Genomic DNA, 20,429 nt, shown 5'->3' with positions numbered 1-20,429 from the left:
AGCCTCCGGTCACATAGGGAGGTTCTATGTGCCCGGGTCCGAGGGAAAATGTAAATTTAGGTAATCGATATAAAGTGAGGGATGCAATGATGCGTTTTGATGAGGCTTATTCGGGAAATGTGTTTATTAAGAGCCACCCGAATTTTGAAGAAAGTCAGGTAGTGTTGTACGGGATGCCGATGGATTGGACGGTCAGCTACCGTCCCGGTTCTCGGTTCGGCCCGTCGCGAATTCGCGAGGTGTCGATTGGTCTGGAGGAGTACAGTGCCTACCTTGACCGCGAGCTTGACGAGGTAAAATATTTCGATGCCGGCGACATTCCACTGCCGTTTGGGAATGCCCAGCGCAGCTTGGATTTAATTGAAGAGTTTGTCGATCAAATTCTTGCGGCAGGCAAGTTCCCGCTTGGAATGGGCGGCGAGCATCTCGTATCATGGCCAGTAATGAAAGCTGTTTATAAAAAATATCCGGATTTGGCGATTATTCATTTTGATGCCCATACCGATTTGCGTGAGAATTATGAAGGCGAGCCGCTGTCACACTCGACTCCGATTCGAAAAATTGCCGAATTGATTGGGCCGAAAAACGTCTATTCTTTCGGTATCCGTTCCGGGATGAAGGAAGAATTTGAATGGGCGAAGCAAAATGGCATGCACATTTCCAAATTTGAAGTCCTAGAGCCTTTAAAAGAAATCCTGCCAACGCTTGCGGGCCGTCCTGTCTATGTCACGATTGACATCGACGTGTTGGATCCCGCACATGCGCCAGGAACAGGGACAGTCGATTGCGGCGGTATTACCTCAAAAGAGCTGCTCGCATCTATTCATGCAATCGCCCGTTCAGAGGTAAACGTAGTCGGCGGCGACCTAGTTGAAGTAGCACCAATTTACGACCCCTCCGAGCAAACAGCAAACACAGCAAGCAAACTACTTCGCGAAATGCTCCTCGGCTGGGTAAAATAGGAAAATGGTGCCTGACACCATTTGGTTAAAAAAGGTAATTGGTGCCTGACACCAAAGGTTTTATGCCCTCCCCATTGTTGGGGGGGCATCTTTTGATTTGTGTGGTTGCAATGTTTATAATAGATAAGTATGCTTTATGGCGCATAGGTAAATGATGAATTCTAGAATGAATAAAGAGAGCTGACTTGAGTTCCTTTTAAAAAGGAAGTGCAATACATTTGTTAAATACAGAAATACCTGTAAAAATTAATGTGAAAACGACGATTGATGAGCAGGAGACGTTCGAACTGGTGGTGTTTGGCCGCGCTTATCATAAAGGAGATGCGTTTTATCTTCGCTATGAGGAAGTGCACGAGGAAGGAACGGTTCGCACGATTGTTAAGGTGGCAAACGAAGAAGCGCTGATTTTACGCTCGGGTGCTGTGAAAATGCGCCTCCCGTTTCGCTTACATAAAAAATTGCGCGGCAGCTACGAAATGCCGTTTGGTACGTTTGAAACGATGACAATGGCGCGAAGGATCGAACATAAGGAAGGTCTGATTGACATTCTTTATGATTTCACGATGCAGGGCTCGCCCGCCGGTACATACCATTTAGAAATTACCTTTCAGGAGGATAAAAAATGAATATAGTGGAACAGGTTCAAAGTAAAATAAAGGAAGAAATCCGTGCAGCGGTGCTGAAAGCGGGGCTTGCGACAGAGGAGCAGATTCCCGATGTGATTCTGGAAATCCCGAAGGAAAAGTCTCACGGCGATTACTCGACGAATATGGCGATGCAGCTTGCCCGTGTCGCGAAAAAGGCGCCACGGATGATTGCCGAGGCGTTGGTGGCCAATTTCGACCGGTCGCAGGCTTCAATTGAAAAAATTGAGCTGGCGGGACCGGGATTTATTAATTTTTACATGAATAATAGCTATTTAACCGATTTGATTCCAACGGTTCTTAAGGCAGTGGACAAGTACGGCGAAACAACGGTCGGCGGCGGTCAAAAACTTCAGGTCGAGTTCGTGTCGGCCAATCCAACCGGCGACCTGCACCTCGGACATGCCCGCGGTGCCGCAGTTGGTGATTCACTCTGCAATATTTTAGCGAAAGCGGGCTACGATGTGTCCCGTGAGTATTATATTAATGATGCCGGCAACCAGATTAATAATCTCGCATTGTCTGTCGAGGCCCGCTATTTCCAAGCGCTTGGGCTGGAAAAAGAGATGCCGGAAGATGGCTACCATGGGGCTGATATTATTGGCATCGGCAAGACGCTGGCGGAGGAGTTTGGCGATAAGTACGTTGGTGTTTCGGACACGGAGCGGTTTGAATTTTTCCGTGAGTACGGCTTGAACTATGAAATGGCGAAGTTGAAGAAGGATCTCGAGGATTTCCGCGTCGGCTTTGATGTCTGGTATTCGGAAACCTCGCTTTATAAAAATGGAAAAATTGACGAGGCATTAAAGGCGTTACGCGCGAGCGGTTATGTGTATGAAGAGGACGGTGCGACGTGGCTGCGTTCGACGGATTTCGGCGATGACAAGGACCGCGTGCTAATTAAGCAGGATGGTTCGTACACGTATCTGACCCCGGATATCGCTTATCATAAGGACAAGCTCGGCCGCGGCTTTGAAAAGCTGATCAATATTTGGGGTGCCGACCACCACGGTTATATCCCGCGGATGAAGGCGGCGATTCAGGCGCTCGGCTATGACCGCGAGTCCCTCGAGGTCGAAATCATCCAGCTTGTTCACCTTTATAAAAACGGTGAGAAGATGAAGATGAGCAAGCGAACCGGAAAAGCGGTCACGATGCGCGATTTAGTTGATGAGGTCGGCCTCGATGCGACCCGTTATTTCTTTGCGATGCGCAGCTCGGACACACATATGGATTTTGACCTCGATTTAGCGGTATCAGAGTCGAATGAAAATCCCGTTTACTACGCACAGTACGCCCATGCACGGATTTCGAGCATTTTACGTTCGGGCGCGGAGCAAGGTATGACGGCTGATGCGGATGTTGATTATTCGCTAGCGGGAACTTCGGAAAAGGAAATCGACTTGCTGAAAAAACTTGGCGAGTTCCCATCGGCTGTCGGCGAAGCAGCGCTGAAACGCGTGCCGCACCGGATTACCAATTATATCTTTGAGTTAGCATCAACATTCCATAGTTTCTATAATGCAGAAAAGGTGTTGGATAGCGAGCAGCCGGAGCGGACAAAGGCACGCCTCGCATTGGTGAGAGCGGTGCAAATTACCTTGAAAAATGCGCTGGCATTAATCGGCGTTTCGGCACCGGAAAAAATGTAATAGGTTGATTGGATTTGGCCCCCTTACTTGGATAAGGGGGCCTTGTTTTTTGAAGTGGACAGTAAATCATCGGATTTATTTTCTCAAAAAATAGTCCATAAAAATGAATACATCCCAAAAAAATACAAATATTAATAGAGAATTTTCAGTGAGGAGTGAACCGAACCCATGAACGTAGGAAGAGCAAAGGAGATTGCCGAATCCGTCAATATGATTAATGTGACCTATGACGGGACCCCTGTCATCATCCAGCACGTTGACGAAGCCACAAAAATGGCGCGGATTTATTCAAAGAAAGATCCCGAAAATGAGCGGGATGTTCCGGTGCTAAATCTTATTGAGGAATAAAATTAAAAGAGTCTCCGACATTGGTTCGGGGACTCTTTCCATTTTTATAAAAAGTAAGAAATCACTCCGGCAAGGCCTTCCTTCACAGACCGATACAAATTCGTATTATTGAGTGCTGCCAATGTTAAGCGCTCGGCGTCGCGGATATCCTTTTCGATTACGGCCTTTACGTGTTCAATAAAGGCTGGATCGTAAAGAAAGCAATTGATTTCTTTGTTTAAAAACAAGCTCCGTTTATCAAAATTGGCGGTGCCGATGTCGCAGATTTTGTCATCAATCACAATCGTTTTCGCATGGTAAAAACCGTTTTTATATTGATAAACCGAAGCGCCCGCGGCAAGCAGCTTTCGTAAATAGCGGAACGAAGCCTCTTGGACAAGAAAGTGGTCAGCCGTGTAGGGAACCATCACGGTAAGGTCGACGCCGCGGCGCATCGCTTCCGTTAGTTCCGCAAAAATCGCCGCACTTGGAATAAAATAAGGGGTGCCAATTATGATCGATTGCTCTGCCTTCTGAATCAAGCGAATAAAGCTTTCTTCAAGCTGACCCGCTTCCGTCGGAATAAATTGATGACGGACCTCACCCTTTGGCAGCTCCGGGAAATAAGCCGGCCGGCCTAATAAATTCTCGCCGCCATACTCCTTCCAATCAATTAAAAACTCACTCTGTAAAAAATTAACCCCTTCGCCGCTCATTTTTAAGTGGTAATCGCGCCACGGGCTGAGCTTGGGGTCTTCATCAATATATTCCCGCCCGACATTAAAGCCGCCGAGGTACCCAATTTCGCCGTCAATAATCGAAATCTTGCGGTGATTCCGGACCTGCGAGGAATAAAAGGGAAAGGGAAGCTTAATCCGATTACTAAACGCAAATTGGACACCTGCATCAAGTAATTCCTTCACCGTCACCTTGTTAACCTCCCAGCTCCCGATCCGGTCAAGCAGGAGCCGAACCTCTACGCCTTCCCGCGCCTTTCTTTTTAAAAGGGTGAAAAATTCCTCGCCTAGACTATCGTCTTTAACAATATAAAACAACACATGGATATGTTTTTTCGCCATTCGGATTTCGGCGAAATAATCACGGAACAATTCCTTACCGTGCGTAAACATCTCAAAGCTGCCATGGAGGATAGCCGTTTCCACTTGGCCTGCCAGCGAAAGATGCTTCTTTCTGCCTAACCTAAAATCAAGAACAAGCCATAAAATGATAAGAACGAGCAGACCGCTCAAAATGAGTGCAAATGTCATTGAAAATCCTTCCCCCATTCGGTGTTGTTAGTCTTTCCGAGAGCGGTTATTTCTATAAGTCGAGGAAATCTTTCGAAAAATTGGTTGACTGAATGCTCATTCACCATATAATAGAATTAAGGATAAGTTCAGAAAATTAATTATTTTCTACAACTTGCAAAAATGATCATTAGCGAAGAAAGGGGCGTTTTTTTATGAATGGTCTTTTATGGGTCAACCTCATTGCATTTTTAATTGTAACCGCTTACGCTGTCAGTCTGTTCATTTATGTCGTAAAAACAAGGATTGCCTTTATTAAACTTGGCAAAAAGGTCGAGTTTGACAACAATGTCAAAGAGCGGCTTCAAAAAATTTGGGTAAACGTGTTTGGACAGAAAAAACTCCTCAAGGATAAAAAAAGCGGCGCCATCCACGTTATGTTTTTTTACGGATTCATCCTTGTTCAATTTGGCGCGATTGATTTTATTATCAAAGGCATTAAACCTGGGGCACACCTGCCGTTAGGACCGCTGTATGCCGGGTTTACTTTTTTCCAAGAGATTGTCACACTGATGATCCTTGTCGCGGTCATCTGGGCATTTCACCGCCGTTATGTTGAAAAATTAGTCCGCTTAAAGCGCAATTTCAAATCAGGCCTTGTGCTCTTGTTTATCGGTGGCTTGATGATTTCCGTTCTCGTCGGAAATGGCATGGGCATCATCTGGCACGGTGAAGATCCGTCTTGGACAGAGCCAGTCGCCTCGGTCATTTCACTCGGTTTTTCATGGCTAGGTGAAACCGCATCGATTGCGATTTTCTATATTGCCTGGTGGGCGCACTTATTATTCTTATTGACTTTCTTGGTATACGTGCCGCAATCCAAGCATGCGCATTTAATCGCCGGACCGGCAAACGTTTATTTTAACCGTTTGGAAAAACCGGGTAAGCTGCAAAAGGTTGATTTTGAAGATGAAACACAAGAGTCGTTTGGCGTTGGAAAAATTGAAGACTTCACCCAGCACCAAATGATAGATTTCTATGCCTGCGTCGAGTGCGGCCGCTGTACGAATATGTGTCCGGCAACGGGAACAGGCAAGATGCTGTCACCAATGGACTTAATCGTCAAGCTTCGCGATCACTTAACAAATCATGGTGCCGCGGTTACACAGAAACAGCCATGGGTGCCGACATTCGCATTCGGAAACACAAAAGGCAACCAAATTGCCCTTGCTGCTGCCGGGCAGGGAGCTGAGGAATCGGCCGCAGCAATTTCTTACAGTCCAAGCATGATTGGCGACGTGATTACCGAGGAAGAAATTTGGGCGTGTACAACCTGCCGGAACTGTGAAGACCAATGTCCGGTCATGAACGAGCATGTTGATAAGATTATCGACCTCCGTCGTTATTTAGTGTTAACCGAAGGCAAAATGGATGCCGATGCCCAGCGCGCGATGACCAATATTGAGCGTCAAGGCAATCCGTGGGGCTTAAACCGTAAAGAGCGCGAAAGCTGGCGTGATGTCCGCGATGATGTTCAGATTCCAACCGTGAAGGAAATGAACAAGGCTGGCGAAGAATTCGAATACCTCTTCTGGGTTGGCGCGATGGGCTCGTACGACAACCGCAGCCAGAAGATTGCCTTATCGTTTGCGAAGCTGCTGAATGAAGCTGGCGTGAAATTTGCCATCCTTGGCAACAAAGAGAAAAACTCTGGGGACACACCGCGCCGTCTTGGCAATGAGTTCTTGTTCCAAGAGCTGGCAGCGAAAAATATCGAGGAATTTGAAAAGGCCGAGGTCAAGAAAATTGTCACCATTGACCCGCATGCCTATAATATTTTCAAAAATGAATACCCTGATTTCGGCTTGAAGGATGTAGAAGTTTATCATCATACCGAAATTCTCTATGAGCTTGTGAGAGACGGCCGACTTGTTCCGCAAAACACGGTCAACGAAACGATTACCTTTCATGATTCCTGTTACTTAGGACGCTATAATGACGTCTACGATCCGCCGCGGGAAATTTTAAAAGCAATTCCAGGTGTGAAGCTCGTCGAAATGGAACGGAGCCGCGAAAAGGCGATGTGCTGCGGTGCCGGCGGCGGCTTGATGTGGATGGAGGAAGAAACGGGCCACCGCATTAACGTCAGCAGGACCGAGCAAGCATTGGAAGTCAATCCTTCTGTCATCAGTTCCGGTTGTCCATATTGTTTAACGATGCTATCGGACGGAACGAAGGCGAAAGAGGTTGAAGAAAAGGTTGCCACCTATGATGTCGCTGAAATCTTAGAAAAAGCAGTTTGTGGTGAAGCTTCTTAATAGTTATTTTTAGCCTGGCAGAGGTTGAGTTGTTAACGGAATTTCTGAAATTTTAGCAATTTTGTGTAAAACATTTCAACTTCTGCTCCTTTTTATGTAAAATAAGGATATAGATAAAACGCTTACATTTGGTATATTTTTTTAATATTTTTTCGAGCGAGCGTTCAGTCGCCGAAAAGGGTATGTTACATTCACATGACTGAAAATTGGGAAAAGGGAGCGTGTTTTGCATGGGGAGAACGGTGATTTTAAGCGGGGTAAGAACACCTTTTGGAAAATTAGGGGGAAATTTAAGCAGCTTTACCGCTTCACAGCTTGGGGGCATTGCTGTTAAAGAAGCGTTGGTGCGAGCGGGCGTGAAGCCTGCGGATGTGCAGGAAGTTATCTTGGGAACCGTCTTACAAGGGGGACAGGGACAAATCCCTTCCCGTCAGGCAGCCCATCATGCTGGCCTGCCTTGGGAAGTCAAAACGGAAACAATTAATAAGGTTTGCGCCTCGGGGATGCGCAGTGTCAGCTTGGCCGACCAAATCATCCGCGCCGGTGATGAAGAAGTGATTGTTGCAGGCGGCATGGAATCAATGAGTAACGCGCCATATATTTTACCAAAAGCAAGATGGGGTTTCAGAATGGGTGACAGTGCTGTTAAGGATTTAATGGTCCATGACGGCTTGACCTGCAGCTTTACCGGTGTTCACATGGGCACGTACGGCAACTCGACAGCTGAAGAAATGGACATTAGCCGCGAGGCACAGGACGAGTGGGCCTTACGGAGCCACCAGCGCGCGCTTGCCGCCATCGAAAGCGGAAAGTTGGCCGAGGAAATTGTTGCCGTGGAGGTGCCGCAGCGGAAAGGGGCACCGCTGGTGGTCGAGCACGATGAAGGACCGCGGAAGGACACTTCATTAGAGCGGCTAGCGAAGTTAGCACCAGTATTTAATTCGACGGGAACGATTACCGCCGGGAATGCCCCAGGGGTCAATGACGGTGCGGCCGCCCTTGTGCTCATGAGCGAAGAACGGGCAGTAAGTGAAGGTCGTGAGGTCGAAGCGGTGATTCTTGGCTACGCTGCAATTGCCGTGGAAGCGAAGGACTTCCCGCAAACACCGGGGCTGGTCATCAATGAACTACTAAGGAAAACGGGCAGGAGCTTGGCTGAGATTGACTTAATTGAAATCAACGAAGCGTTCGCGGCTGTCGCTTTAGTCAGTGGAAAAATTGCCGGTCTTGACCCGGAAAAGGTCAATGTCAATGGCGGTGCGGTCGCGTTAGGGCACCCGATTGGCGCAAGCGGCGCGCGGATTATCATCACCTTGATGCACGAATTAAAACGCCGTGGCGGCGGAATCGGTGTGGCTGCCATTTGCAGCGGCGGCGGCCAGGGCGACGCCATCATGATCGAGGTTCCGCGGGGGTAAGGGGGATTTGCTTAAGGATAGAATGGTTTTACTCTCGGATAGAGTCGATTTACTCTCGGATAAAGTGGTATAACTCTCGGATAGGGTTGATTTACTCTCGGATAAAACAAAATTACTCTCGAATAGCACCTTTTTACAAGCAAAATAGATAAATAATTTTAGAGGTTGGACTCATTCTCAACCTTAAACGGAGGGGAACACATGAAGGTTTCAAAGGTTATGGTCATCGGTGCAGGACAAATGGGATCGGGGATTGCCCAGGTTTGTGCCCAAGCAGGCTATCAAGTGTTATTAAATGATTTAAGACATGAGTTCGTCGAGCGCGGGCTCGGAGTTATCAACAAAAATCTCACCCGTAATGTCGATAAAGGCCGGATGACAGCGGAGCAAAAGCAGGAGGTGCTGGCAAGGCTGACCGCCTCAACCGATTTAAATGATGCTGCTGAAGTCGACCTTGTCATCGAGGCAGCGGTAGAGAATATGGAAATCAAAACGAAAATTTTTGCGCAGCTAGATGAAATCGCGCCGGCTCATGCGATTTTAGCAAGCAACACCTCGTCATTGCCGATCACGGAAATTGCGGCGGCAACGAAGCGCCCGGAAAAGGTCATCGGCATGCACTTTATGAATCCGGTGCCGGTGATGAAGCTCGTCGAAATTATCCGCGGCCTCGCAACGGCTGATGAAGTGTACCAAGTAATCGAAGACATGACGAAAACGCTGAGCAAGGTGCCGGTGGAGGTAAATGACTTTCCAGGCTTCGTTTCCAACCGCGTGCTGATGCCGATGATTAATGAAGCGATTTATACCTTGTATGAGGGCGTCGCCACGAAAGAAGCGATTGATGAAGTGATGAAGCTCGGGATGAACCACCCGATGGGACCGTTAACCCTGGCGGATTTCATCGGCCTTGATACGTGCCTTTACATTATGGAAACGCTCCACGAAGGCTTCGGTGATGACAAATACCGTCCATGCCCGCTGCTGCGTAAATATGTGAAAGCAGGCTGGCTCGGCAAGAAAACAGGACGCGGCTTCTACACTTACGAGTAAGCGAGCGGAGCCTGATCCTATTTTTTTCAGTGGAAAAGGGGTTGTAACAATGAATACTGCCACTTTAGATTCTCCAAAAGGAGAGATTTGCATGAACCTTACATTTACAGCGGAACAAGAAATGATGCGGAACATGGTGCGTGATTTTGCTGCCAACGAAATTGCCCCATTTATAGATAACATGGAAAAAGGGGAATTCCCGCGCGAGATTCTTCGCAAAATGGGCGAGCTCGGTCTGATGGGCATTCCTGTTCCGGAAAAATACGGCGGTGCCGAGATGGATTTCACCTCCTATATCATTGCCATCAATGAAATATCACGGGCAAGCGCCACGCTTGGCGTGATCCTGTCCGTCCATACATCCGTTGGGACGATGCCGATTCTTTATTTCGGGACCGAGGAGCAAAAGCAAAAGTATGTACCGAAGCTTGCATCTGGTGAGTATTTGGGAGCGTTTTGCTTAACCGAGCCGAGTGCGGGGTCCGATGCCGCCAGCTTAAAATCCCGGGCCGTGAAGAAGGGTGATCATTATGTCATCAATGGCTCGAAGATGTTTATTACCAATGGTGGCGAGGCCGATATTTATATTGTCTTCGCATCGACCGAGCCGAAATTAGGAACAAAGGGAATTGCCGCTTTTATTGTTGAAAAAAATACCCCTGGTCTTGTAATTGGCAAGGATGAGAAGAAGATGGGGCTGCATGGCTCCCGAACGGTGCAGCTGACGTTTGAAGATATGCGGGTGCCGGTGGAAAACATGCTTGGCAACGAAAGCGATGGCTTTAAAATTGCGATGGCCAACCTCGAAGTCGGCCGCATCGGAATTGCCACCCAGGCACTAGGGATTGCCGAGGCCGCACTGTCGGCCGCAACTGCCTATGCGAAGGACCGCCAGCAATTTGGCAAGCCGATTGCCGCCCAGCAAGGGATTGGCTTTAAGCTGGCTGACATGGCGACACATGTAGAAGCAGCGAAACTATTAGTCTATCGTGCCGCAGATATGCGGAGCCGGGGTTCAAAATGCGGTTTGGAAGCTTCGATGGCGAAGCTGTTTGCTACGAAGACGGCTGTCGAGGTGTCAACGGAAGCAATTCAAGTATTTGGCGGCTACGGCTATACAGAAGATTACCCGGTGGAGCGCTATTTCCGCGATGCCAAAATAACGGAAATCTACGAAGGCACGAGCGAAATTCAGCGGATTGTGATTAGTAAGTATCTTTAAAAAGTGCTTTTATTCAAGAGGAGGAATAATAGATGCAGTTTAAACTATCCGAAGAACATGAAATGATTCGTAAAATGGTGCGGGATTTTGCGCGAAACGAAGTAGCACCGACAGCGGCCGAGCGTGATGAGGAAGAACGCTTTGACCGTGAGATTTTTGACAAAATGGCCGAGCTGGGCTTAACAGGAATTCCGTGGCCGGAAGAGTATGGCGGCATTGGCAGCGATTATCTGGCTTACTGTATCGCCGTGGAAGAACTGTCCCGCGTTGACGCATCAACAGGTGTCCTTCTTTCCGCACACACCTCCCTTGCCGGCTGGCCGATTTATAAATTTGGCAGCGAGGAGCAAAAACAAACCTACCTTCGCCCAATGGCGGAGGGCACAAAAATCGGCGCTTATGGCTTAACCGAACCTGGGAGCGGCTCCGATGCAGGCGGAATGAGGACGACGGCACGCTTAGAAGGCGACCATTACGTCCTCAACGGTTCAAAAATTTTCATCACTAATGGCGGTGTGGCCGATATTTATGTCGTCTTTGCCTTAACTGATCCATCGAGCAAACAAAAAGGTACAACGGCCTTCATCATCGAAAGCGACTTCCCTGGCTTCTCGGTCGGCAAAAAAGAAAAGAAACTCGGGATTCGGTCCTCACCGACAACAGAAATTATTTTTGAAGATTGCAAGGTTCCGGTCGCCAACCGCCTTGGCGAAGAAGGCGAAGGCTTTAAAATTGCGATGATGACGCTTGATGGCGGCCGCAACGGGATTGCCGCTCAAGCCGTGGGAATTGCCCAAGGTGCCTTGGATGCGGCAGTTGATTATGCAAAAGAACGCCACCAATTTGGCAAACCAATCGCCGCCCAGCAGGGAATCAGCTTTAAACTGGCTGATATGGCGACAGGAATCGAGGCTTCAAGACTATTAACCTATCAAGCTGCCTGGCTTGAATCAAACGGCCTGCCGTACGGAAAAGAATCGGCGATGTCGAAACTGTTAGCCGGCGACACGGCGATGAAGGTAACCACCGAAGCGGTTCAGGTGTTTGGCGGCTATGGCTATACGAAGGATTATCCGGTTGAAAGATTCATGCGCGATGCGAAAATCACGCAGATCTATGAGGGTACACAAGAAATTCAGCGTCTCGTTATCTCGAGAATGATCACTAAATGATGAAAAAACGAGAAGTTCAGGCATCAGTCAAAGATGAACGTCTCGTGCAAAAGAGGCGCGATCAAATGATCAAAGGAGCCGTCACCCTTTTTAAACAAAAGGGCTTCCACCGGACGACGACGAGGGAAATTGCCAAGGCGGCCGGCTTCAGCATCGGGACGCTCTACGAATATATACGTACAAAGGAAGACGTCCTTTATCTTGTGTGTGACAGCATTTATGACCATGTCAGCGAGCGCCTGCAGCAGGACCTCTCCTTGAAATCAGGAACGCTGGAGAGTTTGAAGTTGGGAATCGCTAATTTTTTCCAAGTGATGGATGAAATGCAGGCCGAGGTATTGGTGATGTATCAGGAAGTGAAGTCACTTTCGAAGGACGCGCTTCCCTATGTGTTGAAAAAGGAAATGGAAATGGTGGCAATGTTTGAGGACCTGCTCGCCCGCTGTGTCGAAAATGGCGAACTGAAACTATCGGCAAAGCAGGTCGAAATCATCGCCCATAATATTTTTGTCCAGGGGCAAATGTGGGGCTTCCGCCGCTGGGCATTACGAAAGTTATTTACGCTCGAAGAATATATTGAATTGCAGACCGAGCTTTTGTTAACGGGAATCAGCAAAGAGGTCTCGGCACAACAAGAGATTCCGCAAAAGTAGGCAAAATCGCGAGCGGTGATCGAGATTCGTTTTTGTGAATGAGGAAACGAGCGACCGAGATTCGTTTTTGGAAAAGCAGGAACTAGGTTTGTCTTTACAAAAGGGTGGATGAGATTTTTTTATAAATGCGGGAATGAGATTTTTTCCAAAAGGGGGAGTTCGATGGGAACTTATCAGCCAAAGCATCATATCCGCTTTGTGACGGCGTCGAGTTTGTTTGACGGCCATGATGCTTCGATTAATATTATGCGCAGGATTCTTCAGGCGAGCGGGGCCGAGGTCATCCACCTTGGGCATAACCGCTCGGTGGAGGAAGTGGTGAACGCTGCGATTCAGGAGGATGTCCAGGGGATTGCAATTTCTTCTTATCAAGGCGGGCACGTGGAATACTTTAAATATATGTACGACTTGTTAAAGGAAAAAGGGGCGCCGCATATCCGCATTTATGGCGGCGGCGGCGGGGTTATCATTCCAAGGGAGATTGCCGAGCTTCACGATTACGGGATTGCCTGGATTTTCTCGCCGGAAGACGGGCGGACGATGGGCCTTCAAGGCATGATTGACCGGATGATTGCGGAGTGCGATTTTTCAACAGTTCCGCTTGATCCGGCCGAGCAAATCGAAAAGCTGCCTTCAGGCGACGTTAACGCGATCGCCAAGCTGATTACCTTAGCCGAACTTCATGTCGATCAAAGGAACGAGGCGGCGGCAACAGCTGAGCTAGTCCTGGAACAAGTGAAGTCACTTGAGAAACGAATTCCAGTGATCGGAATCACGGGAACGGGCGGCGCAGGAAAAAGTTCGTTAACGGACGAATTGATCCGCCGCTTTATCAATGAGCTTCCGGATAAAAAAGTGGCGATTCTTTCGGTTGACCCGACAAAACAAAAAACAGGCGGTGCCTTGTTAGGTGACCGCATCCGCATGAATGCGATTTTCTCGCCGAACGTTTATATGCGGAGCCTCGCGACAAGGCATTCAAAGAGTGAGCTGTCGCTGGCGATCAAAGATGCAGTTGCGGTGACGAAAGCAGCTGGCTTTGATCTAGTCATCGTTGAAACGAGCGGGATCGGCCAGGGCGACGCAGAAATCACGGAAATCTGTGATGTTTCTTTATACGTGATGACGAGTGAATTTGGGGCGCCGTCGCAGCTTGAAAAAATTGATATGATTGACTTTGCTGACTTGATTGTCATTAATAAATTTGAGCGCAAGGGCTCGGAGGATGCGTTGCGCCAAGTGCAAAAACAGTACCAGCGCAGCCATATGCTGTTTGAAAAAGATCCGTCGGAAATGCCGGTGTACGGCACGATTGCCAGCCAGTTTAATGACCCTGGCACGAACGCCTTGTTTGCGGCGTTAGTGGAAAAAGTCAATGAAAAAATGGCGGCGGAGTGGCTGACTTCTTTTTCGAAGCAGGCAAAAGTAGAAAAGCAAAATGTGATTATTCCAACTGACCGTCGCTACTATTTGCGCGAAATCTCGGAAACGGTGCGCGGGTACCATAAGAAAGCAGAAGTGCAGGCGAATATTGCCCGGAAATTATTCCAGCTTGAAGGCGCTTTAGAAGCGGTTAAGGAGCAGCCAGAAGTGGTCGCGGCTTTAGAGGCCGTTAAACAGGAAACGGAGGCTTTGCTGACAGCGGAGTCGCGGAAAATCCTTTCTACGTGGGCGCAAACGAAAGCCGCCTATTCAGGTGAAAAATTCGTGACGAGAATCCGCGATAAAGAGATTATCACGGTGTTAAAATCAAAAAGCCTATCAGGCCTCGATATTCCGAAGGTGGCCTTGCCGCGCTATAAGGATTATGGGGAAATCCTCCGATGGGTGTACCAGGAAAATGTGCCGGGTTCGTTCCCTTATACGGCCGGAGTATTTCCGTTCAAGCGTGAAGGGGAAGATCCGAAACGCCAGTTCGCCGGCGAAGGGACACCGGAACGGACGAACCGCCGTTTCCACTATTTATCGAAGGATGATGACGCGAAGCGCTTGAGTACGGCGTTTGATTCGGTGACCTTGTACGGCGAAGACCCTGATTACCGGCCGGACATCTACGGGAAGGTCGGCGAGAGCGGTGTCAGTATTTGTACGCTTGATGACATGAAAAAGCTCTATGACGGCTTTGACCTCTGCCACCCGTCGACATCGGTGTCGATGACGATTAATGGCCCGGCGCCGATTATTCTCGCGATGTTCATGAATACGGCAATTGACCAGCAGGTGCAGAAGAAGGAAGCGGTGCTTGGCCGCGTGTTGACGGTGGAAGAATTTGCCGACGTCCGTGCTTATACATTGAAGACAGTGCGCGGTACGGTGCAAGCCGATATTTTGAAAGAAGACCAAGGCCAGAATACGTGTATTTTTTCAACAGAATTTGCTTTACGGATGATGGGTGATATCCAGCAATATTTCATCGACCATCAAGTGCGCAATTATTATTCGGTTTCGATTTCCGGCTACCATATTGCCGAGGCAGGGGCGAATCCGATTTCACAGCTGGCGTTCACGCTCTCAAATGGCTTCACCTATGTCGAGTACTACCTGAGCCGCGGGATGAACATTGATGATTTCGCGCCGAACCTGTCGTTCTTTTTCTCGAATGGGTTGGATCCGGAGTATACGGTGATTGGCCGGGTGGCGCGCCGGATTTGGGCAACGGTGATGCGTGATAAATATGGCGCCAACGAGCGCAGTCAAAAGCTGAAATATCATGTGCAGACATCGGGACGCTCGCTGCATGCACAGGAAATTGATTTCAATGATATCCGCACGACCTTGCAGGCGTTGATGGCCTTACAGGACAATTGCAATTCCCTGCATACGAATGCTTATGATGAAGCGATTACGACCCCGACTGAGGAGTCGGTGCGCCGGGCGATGGCGATTCAAATGATTATTACCAAGGAGCATGGGTTAAGTAAAAATGAAAATCCGCTTCAAGGTTCTTTCGTGGTGGAAGAGTTGACGGAACTTGTTGAGGAAGCTGTTCTTCAGGAGTTTGAACGCTTGAATGACCGCGGCGGTGTCCTCGGTTCGATGGAAACGCAGTACCAGCGCGGTAAAATCCAGGATGAGTCGATGTACTATGAAATGAAGAAGCATACCGGCGAATTGCCGATTATTGGCGTTAATACGTATTTGAACCCAAATCCACCTTCCGAGGATGACGTGAATAATATGGAGCTTGCTCGGGCAACCCAAGAGGAGAAGGAATTGCAGATTAATAATTTGCGCGCCTTCTGGGAAACAAATGCCGGGGAGTCGGCAGATGCCTTGAAGCGCTTGAAAGAAGCAGCGGTCAGCGGCGGCAATATTTTTGCTGAGTTAATGGACACCGTTCAAGTCGCAAGCCTCGGGCAAATCACCAAGGCGCTTTACGAGGTCGGCGGCCAGTATCGAAGGAATATGTAATGAAAAACTGGCAATGGCTGCCCATAGCCATTGTCTTTTATGTTTTTAAACAAGTAGATTTTAAATTCTTGATTTTTCTTATATAATCAAACTAACTAATTTACAAACTTCGAGAGATACAGGCAGGTGGGGACGATGAAGGTTAGTTATATGATTATTACTTTAATAATTTTTGCCTGGCCATTATACTATTTATATGAAATACAATTAGGTGCAATCTCATTCCTGCTGCTGGCGATTTTCTTTCTTGTCATCGCGATTAAAGAAACAAAAAAGTTCAAAGAACAGAAGAATCGTAATCGTGATGAATCAGATTAGGAAATAATCAGCGGAAACAATTGCTAGCACTAGCATAAACGAGAAGAATTTGTTTATAATGAAGAATATGTATTTTTGATAGACAAGCGGAAGGAAGTGCCAATATTGAGTTTAAACCAATACTCAAAAGAGGAATTACAAGAGTTATCCCTCATCGAAATGGCTTATGAATTTTTAAAAAATAGCAAGCAGCCAATCTCCTTTAGTGATTTAGTCAGCGAGATTCAATCAGCTTCCAATATTTCTGAACAAGAAATTCGCGCTAGATTGGCACAATTTTATACCGACATGAATATAGACGGCCGCTTCCTCTCATTAGGAGAGAATCGCTGGGGTCTTCGCCTCTGGTATCCAGTTGATACTCAAGAGGAAGAAGTCGTAACCGTTGTGAAGCCTAAGAAGAAAAAGGCGAAAAAGGTTGTCGATGAAGAGGATCTCGATGACTTCGATGAAGTCGAAGAGGAAGAGTATGACGAGCTCGACGATTTTGCCGATGAAGACGATCTTCTTGATGATGAAGAAGACCTTGATCTGGACGAAGTCGACGAATTTGACGAAGATGACGATGAAGATGTCATTGAAGAGGATGAAGAATTCGATCTTGATGAAGACGAGGATCTTGATGAAGACCTGGATGAAGAAGAAGAGTTTGAGGAAGAAGAAGAGGGCCGATAAGCTGCTTGACATTTTATTCTTCCCCTTGTATCATCTTGTTTGGGCTCCTTAAAAAAGGAACGAATGATTATTTAGCTAAATGCGCTCCCTTGCAATCGCGAGTGGAGCGCTTTTTATTTTGAAAAACTCCCTTTTTTATGCGGCGGAGTTTTTTCATTTTAACGGGTTTGGACAGAATAATTTTTTTAAAAAAATTCTTTAACAATCCGAATAATGTACAAACTGTAATGGAGGAGGAAGATTTAATGACTAAGTATATATTTGTAACAGGCGGTGTCGTTTCATCACTAGGAAAAGGGATTACCGCAGCCTCTTTAGGGCGCTTGTTGAAAAATCGCGGCTTGAATGTAACGATTCAAAAATTCGACCCCTATATTAACGTCGACCCGGGAACGATGAGCCCTTATCAGCACGGTGAGGTGTTCGTAACCGATGATGGTGCGGAAACGGACTTGGACTTAGGGCATTATGAGCGTTTTATCGACATCAATCTTAACAAGTACAGCAACGTGACAACGGGAAAAATCTATTCAACGGTGTTGCGCAAAGAGCGCCGCGGTGACTATTTAGGTGCAACCGTGCAGGTTATTCCGCATATTACCAATGAAATTAAGGACCGCTGCTTCCGCGCCGGTAAAGAAACGAATGCCGATGTCGTGATAACGGAAATCGGCGGCACTGTCGGTGACATTGAATCGCTGCCGTTTTTAGAGGCAATCCGCCAAATTAAAAGTGATATCGGCCGCGATAATGTCATGTACATCCACTGCACGCTGATTCCTTATATAAAGGCAGCCGGTGAAATGAAGACGAAGCCGACCCAGCACAGTGTAAAAGAACTGCGCAGTCTCGGAATTCAGCCAAATATCATCGTCGTGCGGACGGAAATGCCTGTTCCGCAGGACATGAAGGATAAAATTGCTTTATTCTGCGATATTGATGCCAAAGCGGTGATTGAATGTCAGGACGCAGATACCCTTTATTCGATTCCACTTGCGCTGCAAGAACAAAATATGGATCAAATTGTCTGCGACCATTTGAAATTGGATTATCCGGTTGCAGAAATGACGGAATGGAAGGCTCTTGTCGACCGCGTTACAAACCTTTCAGGGAAAACACGCATCGGTCTTGTCGGAAAATATGTTGAGCTTCAGGATGCCTATATTTCTGTAGTTGAAGCGCTGAAACATGCTGGTTATTCCTTTGATGCCGATGTCGAAATCAAATGGATCAATTCTGATGACGTTACCCGGGAAAATGTGGCGGAGTTATTGAATGACGTAGACGGCGTCCTTGTGCCGGGCGGATTTGGCGACCGTGGCATCGAAGGGAAAATCGAAGCGACCCGTTATGCCCGTGAGCAGAAGAAGCCGTTTCTTGGGATTTGTTTGGGGATGCAGCTGGCGACGATTGAATTTGCGCGCAACGTGCTCGGTCTTTCCGATGCGCATTCCGCTGAATTTGTTCCGGAAACGACTCATCCGATCATTGATTTACTTCCAGAGCAGAAGGATGTCGAGGATTTAGGCGGCACATTGCGGTTAGGTCTCTATCCTTGCCGTCTGCTTGAAGGAACGAAGGCGTTCGCGGCCTATGAAGAAAAGGTTATTTACGAGCGCCACCGCCACCGCTATGAATTTAACAATCATTACCGTCAAGAAATGGAAGCTGCCGGATTCATTTTTTCCGGAACAAGCCCAGATGGCCGCTTAGTCGAGATTGTCGAACTAGCCGACCACCCATGGTTCGTGGCTTCCCAGTTCCATCCGGAATTCGTCTCAAGACCAACGCGTCCTCAAGCGCTATTCCACGACTTTATTAAAGCGACAATTGAAAATTAAGAGTTTTGTTGGACCAGTTCCCCTTGGTTGGGGAACTGGTCTTTTTTTTGTTAAGAAATGTTTAAATGGACAAACCTCCGTTCTTGGGTGTGGGGTGGTCCTTTATAGTCTTTAGGTTTTTCCAGTAAATGTCTAATTAGCCAAAACCCCTTGAAAAATAGCCATAACTCTCTGAAAAGTAGCCAAAACCCTCCAAAAAGTAGCCAAAACTATAAGAAAAATAGCCAAAACTTTTTCACCTTTAACTAGGCCGTAATGAACCTAAAAAACGGCCTCTTTTACGGCCGTTTTTCAAAAAAGTATCTGCTTTACTCCTCATATTCTGCTAAAATCTCTTCAATCGTAAATTTCAGGCCATAATAGACGAATAATGCAGCCATGGAGGAAGGGTACCCGTAGCGGTTTCCGAAATCATCCGGAAGCAGGCCTCTGGTCAGCCGCAAATCGATGTGAACGTCTGCCATTTCCGCCAAATCAGCCCCAGCAGACTCGATTACGGTGGATACTGCCACAAAGGGGATACCCTTTTTCTGAAGCTCGGCCGCCACTGCAACAGCGTCTTCATCGGCGGAGGTACGGGAAAAAATCAACACCCGGTCGGCATCGCCCAGCTCCGCTTCCGTTATCCGTTTGCACCCTTTGAACGGCTCCGCTCCTTCGAAAGCTTCAAGCTCGACCGCCTTCATTTCCTTAGTGCCAAAAATATAGATGGAGCCGTCTCCAACGGGTGCTTGCGCCAGCAAACGGGCACCGTCCTCAAACGAAAATTCTCCCTTTTCCTCGATCCGCTTAAACAAGCCGGTTAATTGAGTAGTGAACATTTTTAACATTTAAATCCTCCTTTATGCACTATCATTATAGTCGTTTTACAGCAAATTCAAAAATAAAAGGATATTTCCCCAATCTGTCAAAATTCAGGCAGGATTTTTCAGAACTGAAGGAGAATAACTACAAGTGTGTATGGGTGTAAATCTCTACAAATAGTGAATCTAATTAATCGGAAGAGGTGGAATGAATGAAGGAGAAAATTTTAATCGTTGATGATCAATTTGGTATTCGAATTTTGTTGAACGAGGTGTTCCAAAAGGAAGGATATCAAACATTTCAAGCGGCCAACGGAATTCAGGCGCTGGACATTGTCAAAAAGCATGATCCGGATCTAGTTCTGCTCGATATGAAAATTCCGGGAATGGACGGAATTGAAATTTTAAAAAGAATGAAGGTCATCGACCCGGATATCCGCGTCATCATCATGACCGCCTACGGTGAATTGGATATGATCCAAGAAGCGAAGGATCTGGGGGCAATCACTCATTTTGCCAAACCTTTTGACATTGATGATATCCGGGCAGCCGTAAGAAAACATATTCCGCAAAAGGCCAATTAAACTAATTGGCCCGTAAAAAAGTCATTGGGCAGTAAGTAAACAATTTTTATAAAGGATATTGAGAAATGGGTACGCTTTCATTATGACAATTTCTAAAACGCTGCCTGATTTATGGCATTTCCTCCGCTG

17 protein-coding genes are annotated in these 20,429 nt (G+C 47.3%); 15 read left to right on the top strand and 2 right to left on the bottom strand.

Annotation, left to right across the window (positions count from 1 at the left end; all coding sequences use genetic code 11):
- Nucleotides 1-89: 89 nt before the first annotated feature.
- From speB to ACFVSW_RS09260, 4 genes are all read left to right on the top strand, one after another.
- Entirely contained in the window at nucleotides 90-962 is an 873-nt protein-coding gene (gene speB, locus ACFVSW_RS09275; protein ID WP_387315142.1) for an agmatinase, read from the top strand.
- 218 nt (nucleotides 963-1,180) lie between these two features.
- Nucleotides 1,181-1,588 carry a YwiB family protein gene (locus ACFVSW_RS09270; protein ID WP_387314948.1) on the top strand — a complete coding sequence of 136 codons (408 nt, stop codon included), beginning with the start codon at nucleotides 1,181-1,183 and terminating at the stop codon, nucleotides 1,586-1,588.
- On the top strand, nucleotides 1,585-3,258 hold the full coding sequence (argS, locus tag ACFVSW_RS09265; RefSeq protein ID WP_387314946.1) for an arginine--tRNA ligase: 1,674 nt from the start codon (nucleotides 1,585-1,587) through the stop codon (nucleotides 3,256-3,258). The genes ACFVSW_RS09270 and argS overlap by 4 nt, the downstream gene beginning before the upstream one ends.
- Before the next feature lie 168 nt (nucleotides 3,259-3,426).
- Entirely contained in the window at nucleotides 3,427-3,606 is a 180-nt protein-coding gene (locus ACFVSW_RS09260) for an H-type small acid-soluble spore protein (protein ID WP_024027290.1), read from the top strand.
- 44 nt (nucleotides 3,607-3,650) lie between these two features.
- Here the strand turns inward: ACFVSW_RS09260 and cls are convergent, their stop codons facing one another.
- Complete coding sequence (gene cls, locus ACFVSW_RS09255) at nucleotides 3,651-4,853, bottom strand: cardiolipin synthase (RefSeq protein WP_387314944.1); 1,203 nt, start codon at nucleotides 4,851-4,853, stop codon at nucleotides 3,651-3,653.
- Nucleotides 4,854-5,047: 194 nt separating this feature from the next.
- Between cls and ACFVSW_RS09250 the strand changes: the two genes are divergently transcribed.
- From ACFVSW_RS09250 to ACFVSW_RS09205, 10 genes are all read left to right on the top strand, one after another.
- Complete coding sequence (locus ACFVSW_RS09250; RefSeq protein WP_387314942.1) at nucleotides 5,048-7,150, top strand: heterodisulfide reductase-related iron-sulfur binding cluster; 2,103 nt, start codon at nucleotides 5,048-5,050, stop codon at nucleotides 7,148-7,150.
- Between the two features lie 230 nt (nucleotides 7,151-7,380).
- Nucleotides 7,381-8,568 (top strand): acetyl-CoA C-acetyltransferase, encoded by a 1,188-nt coding sequence (locus ACFVSW_RS09245; RefSeq protein WP_387314939.1) that lies wholly within the window; start codon nucleotides 7,381-7,383, stop codon nucleotides 8,566-8,568.
- Between the two features lie 201 nt (nucleotides 8,569-8,769).
- Complete coding sequence (locus ACFVSW_RS09240; protein WP_387314937.1) at nucleotides 8,770-9,621, top strand: 3-hydroxybutyryl-CoA dehydrogenase; 852 nt, start codon at nucleotides 8,770-8,772, stop codon at nucleotides 9,619-9,621.
- 91 nt (nucleotides 9,622-9,712) lie between these two features.
- The gene (locus tag ACFVSW_RS09235) at nucleotides 9,713-10,843 is read left to right on the top strand and encodes an acyl-CoA dehydrogenase (RefSeq protein WP_387314935.1); all 1,131 of its coding nucleotides are present in this window, start codon (nucleotides 9,713-9,715) and stop codon (nucleotides 10,841-10,843) included.
- Nucleotides 10,844-10,875: 32 nt separating this feature from the next.
- The gene (locus ACFVSW_RS09230; protein ID WP_387314932.1) at nucleotides 10,876-12,015 is read left to right on the top strand and encodes an acyl-CoA dehydrogenase; all 1,140 of its coding nucleotides are present in this window, start codon (nucleotides 10,876-10,878) and stop codon (nucleotides 12,013-12,015) included.
- Nucleotides 12,015-12,668 carry a TetR/AcrR family transcriptional regulator gene (locus tag ACFVSW_RS09225; protein ID WP_387315140.1) on the top strand — a complete coding sequence of 218 codons (654 nt, stop codon included), beginning with the start codon at nucleotides 12,015-12,017 and terminating at the stop codon, nucleotides 12,666-12,668. The genes ACFVSW_RS09230 and ACFVSW_RS09225 overlap by 1 nt, the downstream gene beginning before the upstream one ends.
- Nucleotides 12,669-12,830: 162 nt before the next feature.
- Nucleotides 12,831-16,079 (top strand): fused isobutyryl-CoA mutase/GTPase IcmF, encoded by a 3,249-nt coding sequence (gene icmF / locus ACFVSW_RS09220; RefSeq protein WP_387314930.1) that lies wholly within the window; start codon nucleotides 12,831-12,833, stop codon nucleotides 16,077-16,079.
- Between the two features lie 135 nt (nucleotides 16,080-16,214).
- Nucleotides 16,215-16,397: a hypothetical protein gene (locus tag ACFVSW_RS09215; protein ID WP_387314928.1), complete on the top strand. Its 183-nt coding sequence runs from the start codon at nucleotides 16,215-16,217 to the stop codon at nucleotides 16,395-16,397.
- Between the two features lie 105 nt (nucleotides 16,398-16,502).
- Nucleotides 16,503-17,072: a DNA-directed RNA polymerase subunit delta gene (rpoE, locus tag ACFVSW_RS09210; protein WP_387314926.1), complete on the top strand. Its 570-nt coding sequence runs from the start codon at nucleotides 16,503-16,505 to the stop codon at nucleotides 17,070-17,072.
- Nucleotides 17,073-17,317: 245 nt separating this feature from the next.
- A complete protein-coding gene (locus tag ACFVSW_RS09205) occupies nucleotides 17,318-18,913 on the top strand; it encodes a CTP synthase (RefSeq protein WP_387314923.1) in 1,596 nt (531 codons plus the stop codon).
- Nucleotides 18,914-19,221: 308 nt separating this feature from the next.
- On the opposite strand, the gene ACFVSW_RS09200 is transcribed toward ACFVSW_RS09205, so the two are convergent.
- The gene (locus tag ACFVSW_RS09200; RefSeq protein WP_387314921.1) at nucleotides 19,222-19,743 is read right to left on the bottom strand and encodes a DUF2529 domain-containing protein; all 522 of its coding nucleotides are present in this window, start codon (nucleotides 19,741-19,743) and stop codon (nucleotides 19,222-19,224) included.
- Nucleotides 19,744-19,928: 185 nt separating this feature from the next.
- On the opposite strand from ACFVSW_RS09200, the gene ACFVSW_RS09195 reads away from it, so the two are divergent.
- Nucleotides 19,929-20,300, top strand: coding sequence for a response regulator (locus ACFVSW_RS09195; RefSeq protein ID WP_024031050.1), 372 nt, complete (start codon nucleotides 19,929-19,931; stop codon nucleotides 20,298-20,300).
- Nucleotides 20,301-20,429 lie beyond the last annotated feature (129 nt).

The organism is Neobacillus sp. NPDC058068 (assembly GCF_042885335.1).
GTDB lineage: Bacteria > Bacillota > Bacilli > Bacillales > Cytobacillaceae > Neobacillus.
Note: the sequence above shows the minus strand (reverse complement) of the source record. Positions and strands in the feature narration are given on the sequence as shown.